Consider the following 21,823-nt stretch of genomic DNA (forward strand, 5'->3'; position numbering starts at 1 on the left):
ACGGGAACCCTCAAGGGAGTCGGATTGCAAGAAGGCGGCATGAGCGGAGCCGCTGACGCCGGTGTCGAACTCACGGTCGAGGGTGCGAACAAGCGCGACGCCGGGCGCGGTATCGCACGATTGCCGGAGTCCGCACGGACCGAACTCGGGGTGTTGAGCGGGTCGCCCGTCATCATCGAGGGCGACGGCAGGACCGTCGTGAAAGTCTGGCCGGCGGACGACGACGGCTCGTTCGTCCGCATCGACTCGGACACCCGGGCGAACGCCGGCGTCAATATCGGCGACACGGTCACAGTGACTAGCGGATCAGTCTCTGAGGCCACCGAGATTGCCGTCCAGCCGGTCGAACCGATGCCGGGCAGCGAGGACTACGAGAGTCTGGTCAGAAAGCGGCTGGTCGACCAGATCATCCAAGCCGACGAGCGGACGCACATCGAGGGGTTGGGAACGTTCCTCGTCCGCAAGACCTCGCCCTCGGGGCCCGTTCGGGTCACCGACGCGACTGCGGTCACGGTGCTGCCGGGCCTCGACGGCGGCAGTGACGGGGGCCAGTCGTCGTCCGGCGAGCCGACAGCGGCCAACACACCGACCGCCGAGACGGAGTCCGAGGTGAGCTACGAGGACATCGGCGGCCTCGACGAGGAACTGGACCGCATCCGCGAGATGATAGAGATGCCACTCTCCGAACCCGAGGAGTTCCGCCGTCTGGGTATCGACCCGCCAAGCGGCGTCCTCCTGCACGGTCCGCCCGGAACGGGGAAAACCCTCATCGCGCGGGCGGTGGCAAACGAGGTCGACGCCTACTTCGACACCATCTCCGGCCCCGAAATCGTCTCGAAGTACAAGGGCGAAAGCGAGGAGCGCCTGCGGGAGGCCTTCGAGAAAGCCGAGGCGAACGCACCGGCAATCCTCTTCGTCGACGAGATCGACTCCATCGCCGGCTCCCGCGACGAGGACGCCGACATGGAGAACCGCGTCGTCGCTCAGTTGCTCACGCTGATGGACGGCCTCGAAGACCGAGGCCGGGTCGTCGTCATCGGCGCGACGAACCGCGTCGACGCCATCGACCCGGCGCTGCGCCGCGGCGGCCGCTTCGACCGCGAGATCGAAATCGGCGTGCCCGGCGAGCACGGCCGCCGCGAGATTCTGGATGTCACCACGCGGGACATGCCGCTGCACGAGGACGTGGACCTCGACCGCATCGCCGCACAAACCCACGGCTTCGTGGGGGCGGACCTCGCGTCGCTGACTACCGAGGCCGCGATGGCCGCGCTCCGGGCTGACCGCGACGACGGCGATGTCCACCGCGAGGACTTCGAGAGCGCACTCGCCACGGTCGACCCGAGCGCGATGCGGGAGTACGTCGCCGAGTCGCCGAGCGCGACCTTCGACGACGTGGGCGGGCTGTCAGAGGTCAAACAGACGCTGACCGAGACCATCGAGTGGCCGCTGTCGTACGGCGAGCTGTTCACCGCGACTAACACCGATCCGCCGAGTGGCATCCTCCTGTATGGCCCGCCGGGGACCGGCAAGACGCTGCTCGCTCGGGCTGTCGCCGGCGAGAGCGACGTGAACTTCATCCACGTCGCCGGCCCCGAAATCATGGACCGCTACGTCGGGGAAAGCGAGGAAGCTGTGCGGGAACTGTTCGAGCGCGCCCGCCAGACCGCGCCGAGCATTATTTTCCTCGACGAGATCGACGCCATCGCCAGTCACCGCGGGCAGGGCAACGAGGTCACCGAGCGCGTCGTCTCACAGCTGCTGGCGGAACTGGATGGCATCACGGAGAACCCCAATCTGGTCGTGCTGGCCGCGACAAACCGCCGGGACATGATTGACGACGCGCTGTTGCGACCGGGCCGTCTCGAACAGCACGTCGAGGTCCCGAACCCCGACCGGGCAGCCCGCGAAGAGATTCTCGCCGTCCACACCGAGGGCAAACCACTCGCTGAGGCCGTGTCTCTCGAAGAGCTCGCGGCAGAGACAGGGGAGTTCTCCGGCGCACAGCTGGAGGCCGTCGTCCGCGAGGCGTCGATGTTAGCGATTCGGGAAGTCGCGTCCGCATACGGCCCTGAGGAGGCCACCGAGAACGCTGATGAAGTGGAGATTACGCCCGAACACTTCCGAGAAGCGCTGGACCGCGAGCGAGAGCGGTAGGCCCGAGGTCAGCGGGCGGTCGTCTCGTTTCAGGCGCATTCGTAGGTCCCCAGCGTCGTCCGTTCGACACGCTCAGACGCATTGAATCGCGTTCGTTCGGTCATGAACGCAAGCGTGACGCGTTCCATTCTGTCGTCGTGAGTTCGGTTCCACCGCGTGCAGAAGTACGTCGCCAGTGCCCGCCTGAGTTGCGGCCTGTGGCGCGTGTCACCGAGGAATTTCTTCCATCGCATCCCCGGAAACCGGCTCGCCGCGTCGGCTGGTCGGGTGGTATCGACCGGGCCGCCGGTGAGCGCGTCTATCCGGGTCCCAGAGTCCAGCGTCGCAGGGGCGACGTACCACCACGTCTGTTCGCTCGGTGCCGGCGCGAACATATCCCAGCTCCGGTCTTCGACGCGGTCCGGGGTTCCAGCGGGTGCATCGACGAACCCCACCGCGACAGCGTTGATCGTGAGCAGGGTGATGACCGCGAGTACGGCAACCCCGGATACCACTGAACGAGCAGGAAGTGCAGTAGTGACGGAGCGCCGCGGCCGATGGAAGCGCAGCGAAGGGACTGTTTCAGGGACGGCTCGGGAGAGCGTCTCCCAGACATCAGGCGGGAGAAACAGGAGCAGCCCGCTGATACAGATCAGTGGAAACGGCCCCAAGCGAAGCACCGTGGCCATACAGAGATGCGCGCCAATGAACCCGACGGTCAGAACCGTCCGGCGGCGTCCCGTCAGGAGAATCAACAACGGCGCACCGACGAGCATCGCGAGCCACGTCCAGTCCAATACGGTCAAGAGGAGCGGCCATCCCCCCAAGGCGTTCCCGAGTCCGATGGTGATGTGGTCGAGTTCGAACACGTACCGCACAGCGGTCCCATCGAGCCAACGGTCCCCGCGGAGCTTCACGAGCGCGTTCGTACTGTAAACGGCCACCACCTGTAGCAGTGTCCCCACCGTTGCGGCGGTCGCGATGGGTCCTGCCTCTGACTCTCCGACTGATGAGAATGAGGCGGTTCCCAGCGGGAGCAACAGGCTCCAGAACAGGAGCCGCCGAAGCAGGGTATCACCTGCGTTGAGAACGAACGGGTTTCGAATGTGAATGGACACCAGTAACACGAGTGAGAGCAGCGCAGATAGGCGCGGTCGGTAGCCGAGCAGTAGCGCGACCCCTGCCAGTCCTGTCACGACGAACAGTCCGAACTGGACCCAAGCAGTCCCCGAGACTGTCAGTAGCGAATACGGTGTCACAGACGGGTATAGCTGCTGGAGGACCGGCCGTGGGAGCGCACCACTGGCCGTGTAAAATGCGGTCAGGTGCGTGAGTCGGGAGAATACATCGACGATGAGACACAGTCCGAGGACCATCCGAAACACGGCAAGCGCTCGCGGATCAACGGCGAACCGGCGACGAAGACCGCCACGAATCTCCCATAATGACTGAGAGAGGTTCATAGCAATCCGGCTAACCGGGTCCGGAATAAGTCTTATCACTCTACAGTAATATACTATCTGACTAGCATCCCTATTGTCCGCGACAAATACGGAGTTAGTAGTAAGCGAGTGACTGGCGGGCGAGAAAGGCGAGGAGAGGCGAAAGGGTCGACTCCGGGAGAGGAGTAAAAGGCTGTCCGGACAGCCTTGGCGGACGAGCGACGCCGAGTGGCCGAGCAGCGAGACGGGCGTTAGCGCCGGCATCGACGTGAAAAGCGCCTTGCCGGCAGCTACTCGTAGCGAGTGCACACGCAAAAAAGGCCCGGTGTCGGGTTGCAGCTACGCGTCGTCGTCCGGCGACTCCTCAGCCAGTTCCTCAGCGGGTCCCTGCTGTGGGCCGTCATCTCCGCCCACACTCTCTGTGGGAGACTCCGACTCATCACGTCGGCCAAGTAGCGGGAGTGACCGACTCCGAAGAAGTCGTCGACCACCGACGACTGGGACGGCGAGGACGACGAGCCACGGCGCGAGGCTCGCGGCAGTCACGAGCAAGCCGCGGGTGAACACGTACACGTCAGTCACCGACGAGAGAAACGCCGAGACCAGCGACCGTTCGTGGTACGGCACTTGCTGAGCCGACGGCTCCGGCGCTGGCTCGTGAATCTCGACACGCAGCGTCGAGTAGGCCACCCGCTGTTCGAGCGAACGCTTCTTGGCCTCCAGTCGCTCGATGTCGCTCTGGACCGACGATAGCTCCTCCTCGATGCGGAGCAGTTCCTCCGTGCTGTTTGCCTGCTCATAGAAGGTCCGCAGTCGGTCACGGCGCTCCCGGAGGTTGGTCAGCCGCGCTTCGAGGTCGACCAGTTGGTCGGTGACATCCTTCGTCGTGGTCTCCTCGGAGCGGACCGTCCCCTGCTCGCGCACCATCGACTGCGTCGGTTCGTACTCCTCGCTTGGCACTCTGACGACGATGTAGCCGGTGTACCACGCCTTGCCGTCGCTGCGGTGGAGTTCGCGGTTGGAGTCGCTCACGTACCCGCCGGACGTCCGAGCGCGGGCGGCGACTGCATCGGCTGTCGTGGAGTAGTTCTTCACCTCGACGACCATCCGCCCGTTGCGAATGATGGCCCGGTCCGCCGCGGCGTCGCCGGCCTGAATATCCCCGCTCTCACCGGTGTTCGCCGTGGCATCTGCCTTGACGGGCTGGCTCGACCCGTCGCCGCCGCTCGACATCTGTGCGCCGTCACCGCCGCCCTGTGCCTCGCTTGCATCGCCGCTTCCGCCCAGACCGGCACAGCCGGCGAGGAGGAGGAGACCGACGACAGCGAGGACCCTGATTCGCGAAGCCATACGGGGAGTACTCGTCCTGAGAGGGGTATAATGACAGCGTACGCTCAAAGACCGCTTTTTGTAAAACGACGATTGCAGTTACGCCCAATCCGCCCGGCGGTCGGCAAGCGCTGGGAACTCCTCGCGAATCTGATCGACGCGAGCGGGGTCGAGGGTGGCGGTCACCAATGCCGGGTCGTCGTCGGCACTGGCAAGCGTCGTTCCCCACGGGTCATACACCGTCGACCGGCCCAGCAGCTCCGCGTCCTCGAACTGCCCGACGCCGTTAGCGGCGGCGACGTACAGCTGGTTCTCGACGGCGCGAGCGCGACCGAACAGTTTCCAGTGTTCGACGCGCGGATAGGGCCACGCGCTGGGAACGAGCGTCAGCGTCACCCCCTCGTCGACGAGATGGCGGTACAGCTCCGGGAATCGGAGGTCGTAACAGGTGGTAATGCCGACGGTAAATCCCTCGAAGTCGACAGTCGGAATTGTCCGGCCGGCTTCGAGCAACTGTGATTCGGCGGAATCGTAGCCGAACAGGTGATGCTTGCGGTACACCGCCCGGCGCTCCCCGTCACGGTCGAAGAACACGGCTGTGTTCGCCAGTCCTTCTGGGGTTGGTACGTCGAACCCGCTGTCGGCGCTGGCTTCGAGGTCCTCGACAATGCTGCCGGCCAGCACCGCAACGTCTTGCTCCGCGGCGACGCTGCGGACCCGGCTGAGTGTCTCGCCGTCCAGCCCTTCGGCCTCGCGGGCGTAGCGGTCGAACGCGAAGTAGCCGACGTTGAACAGTTCCGGGAGCACGACGAGGTCCGCGCCGTCCGCGGCCGCATCCCTGATCGCGGTCGTTGCGCGGCCGACGTTCTCGGCCACCGAGTCCGATGAGACGTCTATCTGGGCAAGCGTGAGTCTCATGCTTCGACTTCGAGGTCGTCCCGCAGCGCCTGTTCGAGGTTCTGCATCTCGTCGTCGAGGTTCCGCTTGAAAAACCGCTCGACGCCGGGGAGTTTGCCGTCGACGATGAACCGGTTTGTCAGTTGCGTGCCGCCGTCATCCGTTTCCTCGAGTTCGTGTTCGCCTTGGACGGTCATCACTTTCGAGCGACCGATGAAGCGAGCGTACTCCGGGCGGCGCTGTTCGACGTCTTCGGTTTTCACCGTCATCGTCTGGCTGACCACCGGTATCGGGAGTTCGATCGACCAGTTCGCGTGCGTATCGTCGATTATCTCCCAGTCTGTGACAACACTAATCGGCCGGGCTCGTTTATCAGGGTCGGTGATGAATTCCCAGACACGCTCCGGTGTGGCCGGCACAGTCATCGTTCGCTCGGCCCGGACAGTCATGGGAAGTACTGAGGACTGCTGGCCGATGAATCCACCGATTGTCGCAGTGCCGAAAACCCGGTGCCGGCTATCCAGTCGGCGTGACACGCCACGTCGTCGACCGTGCCCGCCCCCACTTCTCGATCTCGACCTCGTCGGCCTCTTCAGCTAAGCGGGGCAGCCGTGCTCCCACTTGCTTCGACGAGAGGCCGAGCTGCTCAGCGATGTTCTTCGCGCGGAAGTAGCTCTCCCCACGCGAGACGCTGTCCCGGAGATATTCGAGAATGCGTCGGTCTTCCTCGCTGTAATCGGCCATACCAGAGATACGGTCTCAGCGTTTTTAACGGTTCCCTTCACAGTCTCTCGACTGATACTATGCGTCGCAATCAGGCGTCGTAGGCGTGAATCGCCACGATAGCCACGGCCGCGGCCAGCATCGCGAGTCCGAACGCGCCGCCCGAAGTCACGAGGAGGTTCCCGGTCTCAAGTTCCTGTGCGTGACGGATCGCGTAATTGTAGCTGTTGGTTGCTGTGACCACGGCCGCACCGACCGAAACGAACCCGAACAGCAGGGCCAAGCCCGTTCCCATGTCGCTTTTGGACGCCTTGGAACTCATGTACGACGCTTTCGGTGTTGCCCACTTAGTTCATTCGGGCTGGGGCCACAGGACATATACCTCCCCGTAGCAGATGGACGTGCAACGATGGGTCGGTTGAAAATAGTTGGCGTCCTAGTCGTCGTGGCTGCCACTGCCGTAGGCGGGAGCGTCGCGCTCGGCGTTCTGGGCACACCCAGCGTCGCGTCCGTCGATAACCACTTCGCGGGCGTCTCGAACCAGACGACCGCTGTGGCGACGAACCTGACCGTGAACAATCCCAACCCCGTTGGCGTGCAGTTGGGCGGCGTCGGAGTCAATTACACCGTTTCGATGAACGGTGTCGAGATGGCACAAGGGGCCAAGCAGGGCGTCGGACTCGGTACTGGAAACTCGACGCTGCAGTTCAGCACCGAGATGCAAAACGACCGCATCCCGCCGTGGTGGGTCACCCACATCGACAACGGCGAGACGACGACGGTCGGTATCGACGCCACCGTCACGTTCTCGACGCTCGGCGGTCGGTCAGTGTCTTTCAGTCAGGAACGAACCATCCAGACAGACCTCTTGAGCCAGTTCAACTCCACCGAGACGCGCCCCGTTAAGGCTGACCAGCCGCTCGTATCGGACCCCGTACTCTACATCAACGAGACCCGCGGCGCGTGGGAGCAGGAGCACATCACTCAGTCCGAGACGCCGCTGGACCTCGCGTTCGACGTGTACAATCCCAAGCCGTACCCCTACACGATCACTAAGATCGGCTACACCATTCGGATGAACGACGTGACCGTCGGCGAGGGCGAAACGGACCGCAGCTACGTCCTCAGTCCCGGTGAAGAGACGACCCTCGAAGCGAACACCGCCATCCAGAACGAGAACTTGGACCGCTGGTGGGCGACCCATCTCCAGCGCAATCAGCGGACGGACCTCTACATCGACTTCTATCTCGTGCTTGAGGGCGGCAACGAGCAGTTCCGAGTCGACCTCGATTCCATCGACTACCAGCAGGAAATCGAGACGGATATATTCGGCAACAAGGCACAGTATCCGACCGGCGACGAGGCCGCTAACAATTCCGGCGACGGGTCAGCTAGTTCGACGACAGACAGTGAATCGACGGCGACCCCGACACCGAGCGACACGGAGACAGAGACAGACGACGGGCTACTGGGCGGCGAGGACACAGAAACGGACGACGGCCTACTGGACGGCAGCAAAACGGAGACTGCGACTGACACAGCTACGCCAACTCCGACTGAGTCTGTAGCTACGACTGAAACTGATACTGCCACGCCGACTGAAACAGAAACCGACGATGGCGGGCTTCTCGGGTAGGAGGCCGTAGCCAGTCGGCCACGTCCGACAGTACCGAGCTATTCGATGGTCGTGTGTTCGGACTCCTCGTTGAGTGCGAGGTTCGTCGCGATCTCGGCGCTCCGGACCGCGAACTCGGCCGTCTGCTGGAGGCTGACCAGCACTTCACGGACTTCCAGCAGCGCCTCGTTGTCCATCTCCGGCAGGTCGTCGAGGATTTCGTGTTCCTTGTCGCCGATGTCCTTGTACAGCTCTCGGACCTGAATCGCGGTGTCGTAGTTGCGGTCGACGGCCGCCTGAACCGCCAGTTCGGTGATGTCGTTGACTTGATCGGTGAATTCGCGGATGCGGCGCATCGTCGAGCTGTCGACGTTGAGCGAGTGGTCGTCGGTCTCCAGCGCAATCTCGGCGATGTCCTCGGCGTTGTCGGCGGTCAGTTCGAGGTTCTTCGCGATGGAGCGGTAGCCGATGAGCGGGAAGCCGTCGTTGAGGCCGATAGCCCGTGCGAGGTTCGGGTTCTGGTAGGCCGTGAAGATGAGCCGAAGCAAGAGGACGAATATCTTGTTGGCCTGTCGCTCGCGGTTGAGCGCCCGCTGGGCGAGGTCCGGGTTGCCGTGGGCGAGTGACTTCACCGCCTCGTTTCGCATTGTCGAGCCGGTCGATTCCAGCCGTTCGAGGAGGTTGTTGAGCGTGAAGTCCTCCGGGTCGACAGAACAGCGAATCGCGATCCGGTCGGGTGTCTCCTCGATGACGCCGAGGCCCATTAGCTGGGTTTCGGCGTTGTAGACGGCGTTGATGTGGGAGGATTCCAGCGTCTCGCCTTCAGGGGCTTCGACGTGGATGACGCGCCGGCCGAGGACGTACTGAGCGACGATGGCCCGCTCGACAGAAGCGGCATCGAGATTCTCCGCGTAGATGATGGCCTCTGATTCCTCCGTCTGGACGGACTCCGGCATAACTGTCAGCGTGCCTTTACCGCCCATCCGTAGCGACACCTCGTCGCCCTTTTCGACATCGTGTTCACTAGCCCATTCCGCGGGCAACGTCATCGCGAGCGTCGACGGTCCCAATCGCTGGACTTTCCGGGTTTCCATATGTCCTTTGTGGGGCGGGAGATACCTTAATCTTGACTATACATGATAAAATACCGCAGCCGATATATCATGGGTAGTGTCTCCCGGCTATGGCGGTCTCACACGACTTCGACCAGCCTGCGCTCGTGGCGGCCGACGCGAACCCGTATCCAGCCACGCAGTTTCGCATCCAGTTCCGAGTCGCCGGTGTCGACGCGAAGCGTGCCGATGCCGTCCAGTTTCCGCCGCGAGGCGACGACTTCGAGGTCACACTGCCTGATGACCGCCGGCGATAGCTGCTGGTTTCCTCGGCCAAACACGAACCCCTGTCCGCCGATTGGCGAAACCACGATGACGTTTCGGTCGCCAAGGGCATCGAGGATGTCCGACTCGGCGGCGTCGCGGACCAGCACCGCACCGTCGCGCCACACGTCCACGCCGAGCGTAGTTCCGTCGAAGCCCAGTTGTTGCTTGATAGCGCCCACCGTGCTCCCCGGACCGAGGACGTACGTGACGCCCGGTTCAACAGCGTCAGCGACGCTCTCGGCGAGTGACTCGATGCTGCCGCCCCCCAACTGCTTGGCCGACTGGCGCTGGTCAGCGACGGGGACCGCTGCCACAGCCCGAAGCTCCGTGACGACCTCCCCGCCCCTGAAGGCATCTTCGTCGATGTCGTTGACCTCCGCACGCTCCGTCTCGGAGAAGCGAGCCACGATGCGCCCGGCCGCCCGCGGCGATACACCAAATACAGAGGAGTACACCTTGACGCCAGCCGGAACGCCTAGAATCGGGACCGCAGCGTCCAGTTCATCGAGAGTCGTCGCTACGTCGACGGCCGTGCCGTCGCCACCGACGAACAGGATCGCGTCCACATCCGCCTCAACGAACGCCTGAACCGCATCTCGGGTGTCCTCATTCGTTGTCCCGTCAGCGCTCGCCGGAGCGCCAACGACCGTCGGATCGAACCCTGCCTCACGAGCGATACCTGCTCCCATCGGTTCGCCGTACGCGAGCAGTTCCACGTCCGTTCCCACTTCCGCGAGTGATTCCAGCGCCGTCCGTGCGCGGTCCGGTGCGCGTTGCTCCGCGCCGCGGCGGCGTGCCTCCGCGACCTTCCCGTCAGTTCCCTTGAGGCCGACGCGGCCACCCATGCCAGCGATGGGGTTGACCACGACACCGATTCGTCGCATTCGCCGTCACTACGCGACCCCGCGGCAAAAGAGGCCCGGGAGCGTGCCTTTCAAGCCACCCCGGGAAGAATCCACTGCTATGTCAGTTGTACTTCAGAGCGGCGTTCAGACGGGAATTATCAACGCGTCCGGTGCGGCCATCACGCTTGGTGGCCTGCTCCTGACGTTTCTCTGGCTGAACCACCTCTACCGGTAGTCACTCAGCCGTCGGTGACTCGACGCGTTCGCTGAACCATGCGGCCGCCTCTTCGACTAGCTCCTCTTCTGTCCCCTCGAACCGGACGGTTACGTTGTCACCCGGATAGCTTCCGACTTTGACCGGGAACTGCTCCTGTACCTCCGCCAGTCGGTCCAGTAGTGCGCTCTCGGGCTCGGCGGCGTCGACAGTGCGAACGTACCGCTGCTCGCCAGCGAACTCCTCTGCGACCTCCTCGAACATCCGCTTCATCTCGGCCGGCACGCCCGGCAGGACATAACAGCTCTCGACGACACAGCCGGGCGCGACGCCCTCGTGGTTTGGCAAGACACGGGACCCCTCCGGTACTTCCCCCGTCCCGTCGGTCAGGTCGTCACGCGTGTACCCGCCGTGTTCCTCCAGCCACGCGATGGCGTCCTCGCTCTCGACGACATCCCGCCCGAACGCTGCGGCGACGGCCTCGATGGTTTTGTCGTCGTGCGTCGGCCCTAGACCGCCGGTGACGATGACGGCGTCGAACTCCGCGTGATACTCGTTGACCACGCGAGCGATGTCCGATATCTCGTCGGGGACGACCGTGGTCCGGCCGACAGTGACGCCACACTCTGCGAGCTGTTGTCCCAGCCACGCAGCGTTCGTGTTGACCGTCTCGCCACTGAGCAGTTCGTCTCCGACGGTGACTACCGCGACGCGCATACCGCCCGATTGGACTGGAAGACACAAATACTGTCGGTCACAGACAGCGGTAACTGTGTCTTCGCTGAATCGGAAGAAATGCTCCGTCAGGGATTTGAACCCTAGTCATCACCGTGAGAGGGTGATATGATTGGCCGGACTACACCAACGGAGCGTACACATATTCGTAGCGAGGAGATACGTATAATCATTGCGTTTCAGCCCCGCCCTGTGTTGGTTTCTCACTCGTCATCGAATGGCGACCCTGCGGCGTCGGGTTCCTGACCGGCGAGACTGATGATGTTCTCGCGGCCGACTCTGAGCTTCGAGATGTCGCCGTCGTCTTCCATATCGGAGAGGAGCATGCTCACCTTCGATTTCGACCAGTCGGTGCTATCGACGATGTCGACCTGCTTCATCCGGCCGCCGTTTTCCTCCAGCAGTTTGCGGACGCGGTCGCTGTCGGTAAGCAATTCCTCGTCGGGGACTGCCGGTTCGTCTTGCGTGTCGGTGTTCGCCGCCGTATCGGTCTGTGGAGCCGTCGACGGCTGCTCCGGCTCTGTAGCGGCCGACGGTGTCGAAGCGGGTGGGTCCTCACCGTCAGTTCCCCGCACCTGTCCCAGCGCGCCGGACCGCCACGCGGTCGCACCGCCAGCGACGATGATGAGCAAGACGACAGCGGCCGGGAGCATCCACGACGGGCCGCTGGCGGCTTCAGCCGGTGTGTCACCGCCCGCTGTGGTGCCCTGCTCCGTCCCAGCGCTCTGTCCGGTTTCGCGTGGCCGAAGTTCCACGTAGGGCCGACGGTCGTTGAACGACTGCTCGCCGTTCCACGTGACGCTCTCGCTGTTTTCGAGCGAATCAGGGGCGCTCTGTGAGTCGGGTGCCGGCTGGACGTCGGCGAATGCCAGTTCGGGGCCGCGCTCGAAGACGAACGACTGGCTCGGCCCGATGTAGAACCCGCCATCGAACACGTCGCTGACCACGACGGAGTCACCCTCGACGACAGCAAAGTTATGCCAGCGGAACGACATCCGCACCGTTCCGGTGTTCTGTAGCGGGTCGACCGTTGCCGACCGGTCGTAGTCGGTTGCACTCATGTTCCGGCCGGTTACGTTCGTCCCGTACTGTGTCAGCAGCGTCGACTGCTCGACGAAATTTCGGTACAGTGGCTGCTCCGACTGCTCGAACTCCTCGGCGAACTCCTCGAACTGCTGTTGCTCGGAGTCGTTCGCAAGCGGCGTCCTGTGAACGATTGCCCACGTCGCCGACCCGTTCTGATACAGCGTTATCTGGAACGTCGTTCGGTCGAACCTGTCGGGCGTCTGGACGCCGACGCTCTCCTCGGCCGGCTGTGACATCGCCAGTGGCGCGGCACCGCTTCCCAGCAGGAGAACCACGATGAGGCTGGCGACGACCAGGCGTACCATCTGTCGTATATCATCGATGGACCGCATAAAAGCGCTGTGAATAGTGCCGTTCTCAGTCAGTATCCGCCCGATATCCGGTGATTTATCGATACGCTGACGGCTCAAAGCGCTGGTAACCGAGACTGGTGTCGCGCGCTGTGCGGGCGCTCGGTCTTACGGCACTCACTGCGTTCGAAGTGGCTCCAATCACCTGTCCGTTTCGTGGTACCAATGGTCTCTTGCCCGACAGCTGACCATGGGAGGGGGCGATTCCTGTTTTGAAACCGGTAGCTTGGATTCTACACGGTTGTTTCGCACGATTTTCCGGTGGGTTATTTACAGAGGAGGGTCCAACGAACGGTAACCTATGGGAATTGCTGAGTTCGCAAGAGACGGCCGCGTGGTGATAGGTGACCGGCCGGGGGCAGCAGTGGTAGCCGCGGTAAGTGGCTTCCTCTTGCTGGATTTAGTTGCAAAGCTTGCTGGGACAACCGTGTTCTTTCTCGGGACCAAGTTGCTGGGTGGGTCCCTCACCGTGGGCTCGTTGCTCTCGATGGTGGTGGACGGGCTGCTCGTCGGATTGGCAGTCGGACTCGCCGGGATCGGCCTGTCGATGACATACAGCATCCTTGATTTCGCCAACTTCGCACACGGTGACACGGTGACTGTCGGGGCGTTTCTGGGATGGGTCGCCGCGTACATCACTGCCGGCCTCGGGACCGGGGCCCCGATTGCAGAACTGTTCATGCTCAATTCGGGGCGGCAGTTGAGCACCGTTTCGACGTTCTTCCCGGTGCTTCTCGGGCTTGTCGTCGCCGGCGTCGGGTCAATCGGTATCGTGTTACTCATCGACCGTCTCACCTATCGTCCCATGCGCGATACGGACAACATCTCCTTACTGATCGCGTCAATCGGTGTTGCGCTCGCGTTGCGCTACCTCATCGCGTTCGTCTTCGGCACACAGACCAGCGGGGTCGCCAGCGGCGGGCTTCGAGTGACAGTGTTCTCGATGATATCAGTCACCGACAACGAAATTACGCTGCTGGTGGTTTCACTCCTGTTAATGCTCGGCGTCCACCTCCTGCTACAGCGGACGAAGCTCGGCAAAGCAATGCGGGCGATGGCCGATAACGAAGACCTCGCACGCGTGACTGGGATTCCGACCGAGCGCGTGATTCGTCTCACATGGATTCTCGGCGGCGGTCTGGCGGGTATCGGCGGCTACCTGCTCGTGCTGGAAAGCGGGACGATCTCGTTCAACTTCGGCTGGATTCTGCTCCTGCTCATTTTCGCCGCCGTCATCGTCGGTGGCATCGGCTCGATATACGGGGCAATGGCCGGCGGGATTCTCATCGGGCTGGTCGATAGTCTGGCCCTGATCTGGCTGCCGTCCGGGCTGACGCGGGCCTCCGCGTTTCTGGTGCTCATCGTCGTCCTGTTGTTGCGCCCGTCCGGTATCTTCGGGGGGGTGTCGACAGCATGAGTACTGTTGACACTATCCGAGACCGTCTGGACGCACTCCCGGACGTAGGGCTGGTGGTCGGCTTCATCGGCGCGATCTGGGCCGTCATGCTCGTGCTGGCTATCGCTGTCGGCGGGGCGAACTGGGCGAACCTCGCCGCTGGCTTCGTCGGCAGCGTAACCGTGCTCATCGGCGGCTACGCGATTCTCGCGCTGGCACTGAATCTCCAGTGGGGGTACACCGGCCTGTTCAACATCGGTATTGCGGGATTCATGGCCGTCGGTGCGTACACGACAGCGATTCTGACCGCGCCAACGGACCCGGCTGCCGGAGCAGTTCCGGGGCTTGGACTCCCGCTGTGGGTCGGCCTCATCGGCGGCATGGCGATGGCCGCTATCATCGGCGGTCTCGCGGCGCTACCGGCGCTCCGGCTGAAGGCCGACTACCTCGCTATCGTGACAGTCGCGTTCTCGGAAATCATTCGACTGGTCGTCAACTGGAACGGCCTCGCCGAGGTGTCGCTGTTCGGGGTGCCGGTCGGAACCGGCGGCGCGACCGGCATCTCGTTCAAGTCCGCGAACGAAGTGGCGTCAACACTCATCAACGGCGTCGGGCAGCCGCTCGTAACTGCCGCGGAGGGCGTCGGTGTCTCCGGGCCAAATCTGGCAAACCTCACCTATGGGATACTCCTCCTGTTGGTCGTGGCTGCGAGCTACTGGGTGCTCGCCCGCATCACGAACTCGCCGTTCGGTCGCGTGCTGAAGGCGATCCGCGAGGACGAGACCGTGACCCAGTCACTCGGCAAAGACACCCGCCGGTTCAAGATAAAGACGTTCATGATCGGCTGTGCGCTGATGGGGATGGCCGGCGTCCTGTTCCGTGGGCAGGCGGGCTACGTCAGCCCACAGCAGTTCAGACCGACGATCACGTTCTACGTGTTCGCGGCGCTCATCATCGGCGGCTCCGGGTCTAACACCGGGAGCATCATCGGAGCGGCGACGTTCTCGGGACTGCTGTTCTATCTGCCGGCTCGGTTAGGGGAGAACATCTCGCTGGGCGGCACCCGCGCACCCGGCAACATCGTCGACGCGGTCGCCGGGTTCGCATCGCTGGACCCGGTTCCACTCCTCGCATACACCATTAGTAACGTCAGCACGCTCCGGTTCGTCCTCATCGGCGTCGTGCTGATATACATCATCCAGAACCAGCCCGACGGGCTGCTCGGCCACCGGAACGAACCCGCGACGAGCGTGAGTCTGGACAGACCACAGTCCGGGTCCGGAGGTGAGAGCGATGAGTGAACCCGACGCCACAGAGCGACAGGAACCGGCCGTCACAAGTGACGCTATCGACTCGCCCCTACTGGAGGTCGACGGCCTCCGAAAGGAGTTCGGCGGTGTCGTCGCGGTCGATGGGGCGACGTTCTCCGTGGCCGAGGGGTCGCTCACCGGCCTTATCGGTCCGAACGGGGCCGGGAAATCGACGACGTTCAACTGCATCACGGGCATTCACGAGCCGACCGGCGGTCGGGTCACCTTCGACGGGCAGGACATTACGGGGCTCGCATCGTACACTCTCGCGAACCGCGGGCTGGTTCGGACATTCCAGATCGCGCGTGAACTGTCGGACATGACCGTTCTGGAAAACGTGATGCTCGCGCCGGGCGGGCAGGTCGGGGAGTCGGTCGTCCGCTCGGTGATGCCGGGGCTTCGCGACGAGGTCATCAAAGCCGAAGCGGCTGTTCGGGACCGCGCGTGGGAGACGCTGGAGTTCTTCGAGATCGATCACCTCGCTCACGAGAACGCCGGCAATCTCTCTGGCGGCCAGCGGAAACTGCTGGAGATGGCGCGGGTCCTGATGACCGACCCCGAGATGATTCTACTGGACGAGCCGCTGGCCGGCGTCAACCCGACGCTGGAGGAGAAACTGCTGGAACGGATCCACGAACTCCGCCGAGAGCAGGGGCTGACCTTCCTGCTCGTCGAACACGACATGGACGTCATCATGAACAACTGCGAACACATCATCGTCATGCATCAAGGGGGCGTCCTCGCGGAAGGGGACGCGGAGACTATCACATCGGATGAGCGGGTACTCGAGGCGTATCTGGGAGGGGATGTATGAGCCAGCGCGCAACGGAGTCAGAGACCGTTACGCTCCCCGACCCGGCCGAGCGACTCCTCGCCATCCGAAACCTCGATGCAGGCTATGGCGACCTGCAGGTGCTCAGCGACGTCCACATGGACGTTGCCGACGGCGAGTACGTCGTCATCGTCGGCCCGAACGGAGCCGGCAAGTCGACGGTGATGAAGTCCGTCTTCGGCCTGACGACGTACATGGGCGGAGAGGTCATTTTCGACGAGACCGACATCAGCCAGCGCAACCCCGACGAAATTATTTACGAGGGTATCAGCTACGTTCCGCAGACTGGCAACGTCTTCGGCTCACTGAGTGTACGCGAGAACCTCGAAATGGGCGCGTACATCCTCGACGAGGTGCCGGAAGACCGGATCGAGGACGTGTACGACCGGTTCCCCATTCTCCGTGAGCGGTCCGAACAGTCCGCCGGGACGCTGTCGGGCGGCCAACAGCAGATGCTCGCGATGGGACGGGCGCTGATGCTCGACCCTGACCTGCTGTTGCTCGACGAGCCCTCCGCCGGACTCGCCCCGGACCTCGTCGAGGATATGTTCGATCGCATCGACCGCATCAACGACGACGGGACAGCGATTCTGATGGTCGAACAGAACGCCAAGGAAGCGCTCCGGCGGTGTGACCGCGGCTACGTACTCGTGCAGGGCCAGAACCGGTACGAGGACGACGGAACGGTCCTCCTCGACGACGAGCAGGTCCGTCAGGACTTCCTCGGCGGATAGCTCCAAAAAAAGGCGGCGCTGACAGCCCAGTTACTGGTTCATCGCGCTGTTGATTTCAGACGTGTAGGATGACTGCTGTTGCTCGAAGCCGACCTGATTGACGATGGTCCCGCCTTCCGCTTCAAATGCGCCAGCGAATGCCTCCTGTAGCGCCTGACCGTAGCTGTTGTTCACATACAGCGTTGATGCGGTTGATGCACCGAGCTCGTCAACGCCGACTTGCGCCAGAACCTGCCCCTGCAGGGCGTCGCTGGGCGGGGTGCGGAACATGTAGTCGTTGTCTTCGAGGTCGGTGATCGTCGGCGACGTGGACGCTGGTGAACAGCCGACGACGCTGCTATCAATCAGCACGTTGCGTGCGACCTGTATCGAGGTTTCGGAGCTGGCCGCCCCGGTGATCGACGGATAGCCCGCACTGACGAGGGAGTTGGCCGCGTCGATGCCCGCCTGTGCCTGCGTCTGGGTGTCACCGACTTGGTAATCGAACTCGAAATCGACTTCGCCTTCGAGTTGCAGAGCCGGAAGTATCGCGCCGTCGCGGATCGGCCTGCCGAGCGGCCCGAGGTCGCCGGTTTCGGGCATCAACACACCGAACTTGATCGTCCGTCCGGAGTCGCTTCCGGAGCCGTTCGGTTCTGGCTGCGGGATGTCGTCGCCAGCGCTGAAGTCCACGGTGCTGAGCGTATCGACGCCCCCACCGTCCTGGAAGCCAAAGACCTGATACTGGGCCGAGGCCATGTCCCCGTTTTCGTCGAAGTCGACCGCACTCGAGGCCCCCTCGTACTGGATGTTTTCGCCCGCGGCGGCCGCTTCGACGGCCGCTGGCAACTCGGAAGGGCCGTACGACTCGCCGCCCGGATTGGCGACGACGCGCATATGGTCCCGGACGGCCTGCCCGTCGTTTTCTCCGGCCAGCAGGTTTGCGAGAATCTGGACCGCCGTCGCGTCGTAGGCCTGTGAGGTGAACACACCGGCCTCGTCGTAATCGAACTCGGAGGTGAACTGCTCTGTGAACGTATCGACACCGGGGCCGGCCGCAGACGGGGCCGTGCCGCGGACGTTCGACATGTCGTCGCCGACGTTGCTCGGCAGTTCGCCGTCCTGAAGCCCGTCGGTGACGAGGATGTCGGCGGCGTCGTCACCGTAGTCGGCGTAGAAGTCCTTGAACAGTTGCACACCGCTCTGGGGATAGCCGACGACCATCAGCACATCCGGCGATTCTGGGCCGCTGTCGCCACCGGACTCGGTCCCGGTGCCGGTCATACTGCCGTCGCCGCCGTCGCCGCCGTCTCCGCCGGTCTGTTCAGTCGAACAGCCTGCTAACCCGCCAAGCAGACCGACAGTGCTTACCGCCCCGGTGCGCTTCAGGAACGCTCGTCGATTGGTATCGCGACTCATAATAGTCATCACTGATGCGCTTCTTATAAAACTATATCCTCCCGTAACCCTGCTGTTCCGTAGTCTGCTCCTGTCCCATCGATATTTTTTGTCGTTGTCGTTAGAGATTAACGCCGGAGAAACCGCTATCGGGTCAGACAGCGCTCAACTCTCGGTACGTCCGCAAAAAAACGTCGAGTGTCGCCCCTTATTCGACGCGGCCGACGACCTTGTCGTACTCTTCAGCAGCCTTGTCCCAGTCGACAACCTCGAAGAAGGCGTCGATGAAGTCACCGCGGGCGGGGCCGTAGTCGTAGTAGTATGAGTGCTCCCAGACGTCGAGTGCGAGGATGGGATGGGAGCCCCAGAGCGCGCCCTGATCGTGCTTGTCGACCGGCACGTTGCGCAGTTGCTTGGCAACGGGGTCGTACACGAGCAGCGCCCAGCCGCCGGCGGCTGATGCGGCGGCCTCGAACTCGCCCTTCCAGCCTTCGTAGGAGCCGAAGTCCTCTTCGATGCGGTCGAGGAGTTCGCCTTCCGGCTCGCCGCCGCCGTTGGGGTCCATGTTCTCCCAGAACAGCGTGTGGAGATAGTGTCCACTGCCGTTGTGGGTGACGTTGCCCATCGCGCTGGCGCTCGAGCCGAAGTCACCGGCGTCGCGGTTCTCGGCGAGTGTCTCCTCGGCCGATTCGAGGCCGTTTACGTACCCCTGATGGTGGGTATCGTGATGCCAGGTGAGCACCTGCTCGGAGATGTGTGGCTCCAGTGCGTCGTAGTCGTACGGGAGCGGTGGCAGTTCGGGATTGGAATGTTCGGGCATATGAAAACGCCTCCATCAATATGTGTCGCGCGGCTGCCTGTTAAACGTTTAGGAGCCATTTGGTACCACGCTACATGGATAGCGGGACGTAGACAGGACTGCCCGCTGTTGGGCCGACACATAGCAGCTCCAGCGCTGGTGTAAGAATTCAGGAGAGTACAGCGTCGCGGAATGGTGCCGCTCTAGTCGTCGCCCCGCGCCCGCTCGAACATCGAGAGCGCGTCCTCGCGGCGCTTGCTGTGTTTCACGACCGGGTCGGGATACTCCGGCGCGGCGTTGCGCCGCTGTGTGAGCGAGCAGTCGTTCCACTCGTGGATGATCTCCGGGTCAGCGTCCCGAAGTTCCGGGACGTACTTCTTGATATACTCTGCGTCGGGGTCGTAGTCTTCGCCCTGCGTCATCGGATTGAAGATGCGGAAGTAGGGCTGTGCGTCGGTCCCCGTCGAAGCCGCCCACTGCCAGCCGCCGTTGTCGTTGGCCGTGTCGTGGTCGACCAGTTTCTCCCGGAACCACTCGTACCCGTGTCGCCAGTCGATGAGCAGGTCCTTCGTGAGGAAGGAGGCGACGATCATCCGAACGCGGTTGTGCATATACGCCTCCGCGCGGAGCTGTCGCATCCCGGCATCGACAATGGGATACCCGGTTTCGCCGTCCTTCCAAGCCTGCAGCAGTTCCTCGTCGTTTTCCCACTCAATGGGGTTCTCGTAGGATTTGTAGTTCGAACTGACGACGTGTGGATGGGCGAACAGCACCTGCGTGTAGAACTCCCGCCAAGCTAACTGCGACTGGAACTCCCGGACGGACTCGCGGCGGTCGCCGCCAATCCCCTCTTTGGCAGCCTCGGTGCGGTCGTACACCTCTCGAATGCCGATGGTCCCGAACTTCAGGTGGGCCGAGAGCCGAGAGGTGCATTCGTCTGCCGGGAAGTCCCGGCGCTGTTCGTACTCGTAGACGTTCTCGTCGAGGAAGTCATCGAGCAGCGCACGTGCTTCGTCGGTCCCTGCGGCTGGCACGGCAGCTTCCGGCTCCTCGAAGCCGAGGTCCGGCAGCGTTGGGAGCGCGTCGCCGTCGACATCGGCCAGTTCGTCAGCCCCCGGCGGCTCGTAGGGGCCTGCCTTCTCACGGTCGTGCCACTTTCGGCCGAAGTAGGTGAACACGCTGTAGGGGTCGCCGTCGTTCGTCGTAATCTCGCCGGGTTCGTGCAACACGGCGTTCTGGACGGCCTCACGGGCCACATCTGCGTCATCCAGCGCCTGCCGAACAGCGGCGTCACGTTCCCGTGCGAGCCCGGAGTAGTCTTTGCCCCAAGTGACTTTCTCCGCGCCGTGCTCAGCTGCCAGTTCCGGCAGAACAGCTGTGGGGTCACCCTCAGCAATGACAAGGTCACTGCCGCGGTCGCGGTACCACGAGCGCAAACTGTCGAGAGCGTCCAGCATGAACGCGACCCGGGGCGGGCCGGCGTGGTCGAGAACGGCCCTGTCGAAGAGGAACACCGGAACAACGGGGTCTGACGGAGAGGCCGCGGCGAGGCCGGCGTTGTCCGTCGCCCGGAGGTCGCGGCGATGCCAATGCAAGCGCATACCTAGTACACGGACCAGCCCGGTCAAAAGGTACTGCCCAACGATGTTGGTCTGTCAGGCGCTGACGGACACCACTGTTATCTTTCCGCCGGTCAAGGGCCCACATATGGAAGACGCGACAGTGACGCTATCTGTTGACGAGGGGATTGCCACAGTGACACTGAACCAGCCGGAGTCGCGAAACGCCCTGTCAGCGGAGTTGGCCGACGCACTCACTGCCCAGTTCGAATCGGTGGCTGACAGCGACGCCCGGTGTGTCGTGCTGGAGGGCGCAGGTCCAGCGTTCTGCGCCGGCGGCGACATCAACGCAATGCTACAGGGAGTGAAACACGACCGACCGCCAGCGACACAGGTCGAACTGGTGGTCTCGGCACTCCACGAAGCGATCCGGACCGTCCATAGCTGCCCCCTTCCGGTCGTCGCGAAGATCGACGGCCCCGCCTTCGGTGCCGGTGCCGGACTCGCGCTTGCCTGTGATATTCAGGTCGCAAGCAGTGCCGGCCAGATCGGCTTCGGCTTTCGTCAGGTCGGACTGGCATGTGACTCCGGCGTCTCCTACTTCCTACCGCGACTCGTCGGCCCGAACAAGGCAAAAGAACTCCTGTTTACCGGCGAGTTGCTGGACGCCGAGGCGGCCGGGGAGCTCGGGCTGTTTACCCGAGTGTTCGACGCGGAGACGTTCGAGGCGGAGTTTTCGGCGCTCGTCGCGGACATCGCCACCGGACCGACAGTCGCACTCGGCCACGCCAAGCGACTGGTCAACCGGAGTCTGGACAGTTCGCTGGAGCAGGCGCTCGAAAGCGAAGCCACCGCGCAAGGTGTCGCCTTCACGACTGACGACCACGAAGAGGGTACAACCGCGTTCGTCGAGAAACGTGACCCGGAGTTCACGGGTCAGTAAACTGCGTACCGTAGCCGACACCACCACTGATTCAGCAACCCTCCGATAGTAGACACACAGATGACACCTACGAGTTTCCCAGCACTGACTCGACCGGCCAGCGATATCGAGACCGACCGCGC

At 63.2% G+C, this 21,823-nt stretch carries 20 protein-coding genes and 1 tRNA gene; 7 read left to right on the top strand and 14 right to left on the bottom strand.

All coding sequences use genetic code 11. The features are described from left to right. Positions 1 to 39: 39 nt before the first annotated feature. On the top strand, positions 40 to 2,157 hold the full coding sequence (locus Har1129_RS03340) for an AAA family ATPase (RefSeq protein ID WP_151099373.1): 2,118 nt from the start codon (positions 40 to 42) through the stop codon (positions 2,155 to 2,157). A gap of 29 nt (positions 2,158 to 2,186) precedes the next feature. On the opposite strand, the gene Har1129_RS03345 is transcribed toward Har1129_RS03340, so the two are convergent. The 6 genes from Har1129_RS03345 to Har1129_RS03370 form a co-directional block, all read right to left on the bottom strand. Then, complete coding sequence (locus Har1129_RS03345) at positions 2,187 to 3,599, bottom strand: HTTM domain-containing protein (protein WP_151099374.1); 1,413 nt, start codon at positions 3,597 to 3,599, stop codon at positions 2,187 to 2,189. A 318-nt stretch (positions 3,600 to 3,917) separates the two neighbouring features. Then, positions 3,918 to 4,928, bottom strand: a complete 1,011-nt coding sequence (locus Har1129_RS03350; protein WP_151099375.1) for a DUF4349 domain-containing protein — start codon at positions 4,926 to 4,928, stop codon at positions 3,918 to 3,920. A gap of 78 nt (positions 4,929 to 5,006) precedes the next feature. After that, positions 5,007 to 5,825 carry a carbon-nitrogen family hydrolase gene (locus Har1129_RS03355; protein ID WP_151099376.1) on the bottom strand — a complete coding sequence of 273 codons (819 nt, stop codon included), beginning with the start codon at positions 5,823 to 5,825 and terminating at the stop codon, positions 5,007 to 5,009. Beyond that, the gene (locus tag Har1129_RS03360) at positions 5,822 to 6,253 is read right to left on the bottom strand and encodes an SRPBCC family protein (protein ID WP_151099377.1); all 432 of its coding nucleotides are present in this window, start codon (positions 6,251 to 6,253) and stop codon (positions 5,822 to 5,824) included. Before Har1129_RS03360 ends, Har1129_RS03355 begins: the two co-directional genes overlap by 4 nt. Positions 6,254 to 6,320: 67 nt before the next feature. Continuing rightward, a complete protein-coding gene (locus Har1129_RS03365; protein ID WP_004592831.1) occupies positions 6,321 to 6,548 on the bottom strand; it encodes a hypothetical protein in 228 nt (75 codons plus the stop codon). Between the two features lie 70 nt (positions 6,549 to 6,618). Then, entirely contained in the window at positions 6,619 to 6,822 is a 204-nt protein-coding gene (locus Har1129_RS03370) for a hypothetical protein (protein ID WP_151102077.1), read from the bottom strand. 114 nt (positions 6,823 to 6,936) lie between these two features. On the opposite strand from Har1129_RS03370, the gene Har1129_RS03375 reads away from it, so the two are divergent. Continuing rightward, positions 6,937 to 8,163 (top strand): LEA type 2 family protein, encoded by a 1,227-nt coding sequence (locus Har1129_RS03375; protein WP_151099378.1) that lies wholly within the window; start codon positions 6,937 to 6,939, stop codon positions 8,161 to 8,163. A gap of 38 nt (positions 8,164 to 8,201) precedes the next feature. On the opposite strand, the gene Har1129_RS03380 is transcribed toward Har1129_RS03375, so the two are convergent. The 5 genes from Har1129_RS03380 to Har1129_RS03400 form a co-directional block, all read right to left on the bottom strand. Continuing rightward, positions 8,202 to 9,236, bottom strand: coding sequence for a phosphate uptake regulator PhoU (locus Har1129_RS03380; RefSeq protein ID WP_151099379.1), 1,035 nt, complete (start codon positions 9,234 to 9,236; stop codon positions 8,202 to 8,204). 98 nt (positions 9,237 to 9,334) lie between these two features. Beyond that, on the bottom strand, positions 9,335 to 10,405 hold the full coding sequence (locus Har1129_RS03385; protein WP_151099380.1) for an ATP-NAD kinase family protein: 1,071 nt from the start codon (positions 10,403 to 10,405) through the stop codon (positions 9,335 to 9,337). Positions 10,406 to 10,601: 196 nt separating this feature from the next. Continuing rightward, positions 10,602 to 11,297, bottom strand: coding sequence for a molybdopterin-binding protein (locus Har1129_RS03390; protein ID WP_151099381.1), 696 nt, complete (start codon positions 11,295 to 11,297; stop codon positions 10,602 to 10,604). 79 nt (positions 11,298 to 11,376) lie between these two features. Beyond that, positions 11,377 to 11,451 (bottom strand) — tRNA-Glu (locus tag Har1129_RS03395). A gap of 67 nt (positions 11,452 to 11,518) precedes the next feature. After that, positions 11,519 to 12,733: a hypothetical protein gene (locus Har1129_RS03400; protein WP_151099382.1), complete on the bottom strand. Its 1,215-nt coding sequence runs from the start codon at positions 12,731 to 12,733 to the stop codon at positions 11,519 to 11,521. Positions 12,734 to 13,052: 319 nt separating this feature from the next. On the opposite strand from Har1129_RS03400, the gene Har1129_RS03405 reads away from it, so the two are divergent. The 4 genes from Har1129_RS03405 to Har1129_RS03420 are packed head-to-tail and all read left to right on the top strand — an operon-like array spanning position 13,053 to position 17,023. After that, on the top strand, positions 13,053 to 14,168 hold the full coding sequence (locus tag Har1129_RS03405) for a branched-chain amino acid ABC transporter permease (RefSeq protein ID WP_151099383.1): 1,116 nt from the start codon (positions 13,053 to 13,055) through the stop codon (positions 14,166 to 14,168). After that, positions 14,165 to 15,448, top strand: a complete 1,284-nt coding sequence (locus Har1129_RS03410) for a branched-chain amino acid ABC transporter permease (RefSeq protein WP_151099384.1) — start codon at positions 14,165 to 14,167, stop codon at positions 15,446 to 15,448. The genes Har1129_RS03405 and Har1129_RS03410 overlap by 4 nt, the downstream gene beginning before the upstream one ends. Then, entirely contained in the window at positions 15,441 to 16,271 is an 831-nt protein-coding gene (locus Har1129_RS03415) for an ABC transporter ATP-binding protein (RefSeq protein ID WP_151099385.1), read from the top strand. Before Har1129_RS03410 ends, Har1129_RS03415 begins: the two co-directional genes overlap by 8 nt. After that, complete coding sequence (locus Har1129_RS03420; protein ID WP_151099386.1) at positions 16,268 to 17,023, top strand: ABC transporter ATP-binding protein; 756 nt, start codon at positions 16,268 to 16,270, stop codon at positions 17,021 to 17,023. Before Har1129_RS03415 ends, Har1129_RS03420 begins: the two co-directional genes overlap by 4 nt. Before the next feature lie 30 nt (positions 17,024 to 17,053). Here Har1129_RS03420 and Har1129_RS03425 read toward each other — a convergent pair whose 3' ends face one another. The 3 genes from Har1129_RS03425 to Har1129_RS03435 all read right to left on the bottom strand — a co-directional run bounded on the left by Har1129_RS03425 (position 17,054) and on the right by Har1129_RS03435 (position 20,800). Beyond that, the gene (locus Har1129_RS03425) at positions 17,054 to 18,421 is read right to left on the bottom strand and encodes an ABC transporter substrate-binding protein (RefSeq protein ID WP_151099387.1); all 1,368 of its coding nucleotides are present in this window, start codon (positions 18,419 to 18,421) and stop codon (positions 17,054 to 17,056) included. A gap of 187 nt (positions 18,422 to 18,608) precedes the next feature. Next, entirely contained in the window at positions 18,609 to 19,220 is a 612-nt protein-coding gene (gene sod, locus Har1129_RS03430; RefSeq protein ID WP_151099388.1) for a superoxide dismutase, read from the bottom strand. 182 nt (positions 19,221 to 19,402) lie between these two features. After that, positions 19,403 to 20,800 (bottom strand): deoxyribodipyrimidine photo-lyase, encoded by a 1,398-nt coding sequence (locus Har1129_RS03435; RefSeq protein WP_151099389.1) that lies wholly within the window; start codon positions 20,798 to 20,800, stop codon positions 19,403 to 19,405. A 43-nt stretch (positions 20,801 to 20,843) separates the two neighbouring features. On the opposite strand from Har1129_RS03435, the gene Har1129_RS03440 reads away from it, so the two are divergent. Beyond that, positions 20,844 to 21,701 (top strand): enoyl-CoA hydratase/isomerase family protein, encoded by an 858-nt coding sequence (locus Har1129_RS03440; RefSeq protein WP_151099390.1) that lies wholly within the window; start codon positions 20,844 to 20,846, stop codon positions 21,699 to 21,701. Positions 21,702 to 21,823 lie beyond the last annotated feature (122 nt).

Origin of the sequence: Haloarcula sp. CBA1129 (genome assembly GCF_008729015.1) — an archaeon.
In the GTDB taxonomy this organism is placed as follows: Archaea; Halobacteriota; Halobacteria; order Halobacteriales; family Haloarculaceae; genus Haloarcula.

Bases quoted from the DNA above. Each gene is read 5' to 3' on its own strand.
- Har1129_RS03415 (WP_151099385.1), top strand. From the start codon at position 15,441: ATGAGTGAACCCGACGCCACAGAGCGACAGGAACCGGCCGTCACAAGT.
- Har1129_RS03385 (WP_151099380.1), bottom strand. From the start codon at position 10,405: ATGCGACGAATCGGTGTCGTGGTCAACCCCATCGCTGGCATGGGTGGC.
- Har1129_RS03365 (WP_004592831.1), bottom strand. From the start codon at position 6,548: ATGGCCGATTACAGCGAGGAAGACCGACGCATTCTCGAATATCTCCGG.
- Har1129_RS03410 (WP_151099384.1), top strand. From the start codon at position 14,165: ATGAGTACTGTTGACACTATCCGAGACCGTCTGGACGCACTCCCGGAC.
- Har1129_RS03435 (WP_151099389.1), bottom strand. From the start codon at position 20,800: ATGCGCTTGCATTGGCATCGCCGCGACCTCCGGGCGACGGACAACGCC.
- Har1129_RS03400 (WP_151099382.1), bottom strand. From the start codon at position 12,733: ATGCGGTCCATCGATGATATACGACAGATGGTACGCCTGGTCGTCGCC.
- Har1129_RS03375 (WP_151099378.1), top strand. From the start codon at position 6,937: ATGGGTCGGTTGAAAATAGTTGGCGTCCTAGTCGTCGTGGCTGCCACT.
- Har1129_RS03345 (WP_151099374.1), bottom strand. From the start codon at position 3,599: ATGAACCTCTCTCAGTCATTATGGGAGATTCGTGGCGGTCTTCGTCGC.
- Har1129_RS03440 (WP_151099390.1), top strand. From the start codon at position 20,844: ATGTTGGTCTGTCAGGCGCTGACGGACACCACTGTTATCTTTCCGCCG.
- Har1129_RS03420 (WP_151099386.1), top strand. From the start codon at position 16,268: ATGAGCCAGCGCGCAACGGAGTCAGAGACCGTTACGCTCCCCGACCCG.
- Har1129_RS03355 (WP_151099376.1), bottom strand. From the start codon at position 5,825: ATGAGACTCACGCTTGCCCAGATAGACGTCTCATCGGACTCGGTGGCC.
- Har1129_RS03350 (WP_151099375.1), bottom strand. From the start codon at position 4,928: ATGGCTTCGCGAATCAGGGTCCTCGCTGTCGTCGGTCTCCTCCTCCTC.
- Har1129_RS03390 (WP_151099381.1), bottom strand. From the start codon at position 11,297: ATGCGCGTCGCGGTAGTCACCGTCGGAGACGAACTGCTCAGTGGCGAG.
- Har1129_RS03380 (WP_151099379.1), bottom strand. From the start codon at position 9,236: ATGGAAACCCGGAAAGTCCAGCGATTGGGACCGTCGACGCTCGCGATG.
- Har1129_RS03370 (WP_151102077.1), bottom strand. From the start codon at position 6,822: ATGGGAACGGGCTTGGCCCTGCTGTTCGGGTTCGTTTCGGTCGGTGCG.
- Har1129_RS03360 (WP_151099377.1), bottom strand. From the start codon at position 6,253: ATGACTGTCCGGGCCGAGCGAACGATGACTGTGCCGGCCACACCGGAG.
- Har1129_RS03405 (WP_151099383.1), top strand. From the start codon at position 13,053: ATGGGAATTGCTGAGTTCGCAAGAGACGGCCGCGTGGTGATAGGTGAC.
- sod (WP_151099388.1), bottom strand. From the start codon at position 19,220: ATGCCCGAACATTCCAATCCCGAACTGCCACCGCTCCCGTACGACTAC.
- Har1129_RS03340 (WP_151099373.1), top strand. From the start codon at position 40: ATGAGCGGAGCCGCTGACGCCGGTGTCGAACTCACGGTCGAGGGTGCG.
- Har1129_RS03425 (WP_151099387.1), bottom strand. From the start codon at position 18,421: ATGAGTCGCGATACCAATCGACGAGCGTTCCTGAAGCGCACCGGGGCG.